The sequence below is a fragment of the Okeania sp. SIO2B9 genome (assembly GCF_010672505.1).
GTDB lineage: Bacteria > Cyanobacteriota > Cyanobacteriia > Cyanobacteriales > Microcoleaceae > Okeania > Okeania hirsuta.
Genome location: NZ_JAAHGK010001107.1, coordinates 1 through 2,590, shown reverse-complemented (window position 1 = coordinate 2,590; position 2,590 = coordinate 1). Strand labels below are relative to the sequence as shown.

The 2,590-nt window shown below is 36.7% G+C and carries 1 protein-coding gene; it reads right to left on the bottom strand.

Annotated features, from left to right (window positions below; all coding sequences use genetic code 11):
- Window positions 1-540: 540 nt before the first annotated feature.
- Window positions 541-1,395 (bottom strand): M48 family metallopeptidase, encoded by an 855-nt coding sequence (locus F6K13_RS27845; RefSeq protein ID WP_287289111.1) that lies wholly within the window; start codon window positions 1,393-1,395, stop codon window positions 541-543.
- Window positions 1,396-2,590 lie beyond the last annotated feature (1,195 nt).

Below are 2,590 nucleotides of genomic sequence, written 5' to 3'. Positions count from 1 at the left end.
TGTCTCCTGTCTCCTACCCCCACCAACAGACTTTATTCAGCAAACCCTAATTATCAATTATCCATTATCGATTAATGAAAACGTATTTCATATTAGTAAGATACATCAGTCGCGGGCAAGATGCCCGCACTGGAAACACTTTACCATTCTTATGTGTACCTCATTTACCTGAAATCTGCTGTATATAACTGTTGAAGCGAGAATATTATTTTCGTGCGGAATGCTGCACCAACAAATTTCCCCTTGCTCCCTATTCCCTATTCCCTAAAATGAAAAAATTCCCCTAGAAGGGGGAAATTTCAGAGTAAGCATTCAGCTATTAGCGGTCAGCTTTTAGCTGTTTCATAGATAATGTATATACACTGCTAAGGTCAAGGTCAGTTTTTTTCCCATATTTTATAATTCTCCTTGAATTTTTTAATACTAATTCCTGCTCTCAAGGCAATAAATTAATAGCTGATAGCTGTAGCTGACTGCTGTTTGCGCAGCATTCCGCAGGAAATGCTTACATTTCAGACCCAATTTTTCAGTGAATTTTAACTACGGAATTAATTGACTTACAATAACCTGATAACGTCTATCATCCAACCCATCACCATTGTAAGCAAATTCCGGATCAATCATTTGTTTCATTTGCTCGATCCTCGCTGATGTTGCGGGATGAGTGCTAAGAAAAGATGGTGGAGAACCTTTTTTTAGCAATTTTTCCATAAATGTAATTGCACCATACTGAGCATATCCCGCTCTACCTAATGTTTCAATACCTATTGCATCCGCTTCAAATTCTGCCTCCCTACTTTTATGCCGCCGTAATGCTAATTCTACCCCAACTTGGACAGCAACACTATCATCTACACCTGCTGCAGTAGCTAAACCCTGGGCCAATAATGTCTGACGTAACTGTTTTACTGCATGACGACTAGCAATATGGGCAATTTCGTGAGAAACAACACTAGCTAATTCTGCTTCGTTCTCTGCAGCTTTCATTAAACCAGTATTGATATAGACAAAACCTCCCATAGTGGCAAAAGCATTTATACTGTCATCCTCTACTACTTGAAAAGTATAGGGAATGTCTGGACGGGGACTGGCAGTAGCCAATCTTTGGCCAATTCTATTAATATATTCGTTAGCTGCGCGATCGCGATAAATTTTAAGATTTCTCTGTTTTAATAATTGTTGATTAATTTGTTTACCAAGTTCAACTTCTTGGCGGTCAGACAGGTTAGAAATTTGAATCATCTGAATACTCTGGAAAATTAATTCTCCCCAGGGAATAGCTTGACTGGGAGATGCTGTACCTGCACATAAACTAGCAGCGACCATTACAGATATTAATGGGTATGATACTTGACGAAAGGAAGAACGAGTAATTAGAGATAGTTTTTTCAACATGAGCTTTTAGATTAAAAGGTACTAGTGCCGCTACGTGGAAGTTAAGAGCGAGTGCGTAATTCTGAGGAAACCTCAGAATGTAAGACGCACTCAAGACAGTCATGCATTCAAAAGTTAAAAGTCAATCATTTTTGATTTGTAATTGTTTTAGGATTTTGTCACCGGTCAGTTATAGCGCTGTGCGCAGGCAACAGGCAACAGCTCCGGAAGGCAATAGGGGGAATAAATTGCTGATAATATAAGACTTTTAGCTATTGGACAATTCCTGCAATTTGTAAATATGCCAGCGCACATTGCTATAGCAGAAGAAAGAATTAAAGAAGGAAGAAGGAAAAATCTGACGTTGCCTTAATTTTAATATTTTGATTTGTCCTAACCTTTCCTTCGACTGCTATTTGTCCTAATTTTTCCTTCAACTGCTATTACAAATAAATTAGTGAATGATATTTGGTTGTTGTTGTCATTCACTACAAAAGTTATTGATAGCTTTTCCGCAAAGCTAAAATTTGATTTTACTACCGAAGATAAGGGAGTTTAGCTAATAAAAAACCTCCTTATCTTCATCCATTTAACTGTAAGCATTCAGCAGTCAGCTAGCCTCTTATCCGAGGAAATGTGGACTTCAGCTAGGCTCCTATGGTCGGAACTGCGTTATCAGCTTTAAAGGATAAAATTGCTTTTTTATCAAAGCTTAATAGTATGAATCTTTAGTTGAGAATGTAGTAGAAAAACGAATGTTTGCTTCATTCATTAAAAAGCTGTTTGCGCAGCATTCCGCAGGAAATGCTTACATTGAACTTATTTTGAAAATAAAATTTTCGTCGAAAAAAATATATAAGTATTACCTAAAATTTACAATTTACCACGTTATTAAAGTCAATTTAATTACAGATATACAAATCTTTATTTATCGTTACGCTGGCAAATTTTAATGATATTTATTGTGTTAAATGTACAATTACAAAACTCTATTATTGGTGCTTGGCTAAACATGATATTAAGTGGTAATATCTTTAAGAAGAGATTTTCTAAATGAAAATTATGTGTATTAGAAATCTGGTAAAAATCCAAAATCAAATCAATTATCACACATAAATTATCAATTATTTCCCCTCCTGGGAGGGGGAGGGGCGAGGGGTGGGTTCCCTACTGCCTACAGCAAAGCTGCCTACTCCCTCTTTTGGAGGAGATGTCA

What these genes read in the sequence shown, in the direction of transcription:
- F6K13_RS27845 (WP_287289111.1), bottom strand. Translation starts at nt 1,395, where the DNA reads ATGTTGAAAAAACTATCTCTAATTACTCGTTCTTCCTTTCGTCAAGTA.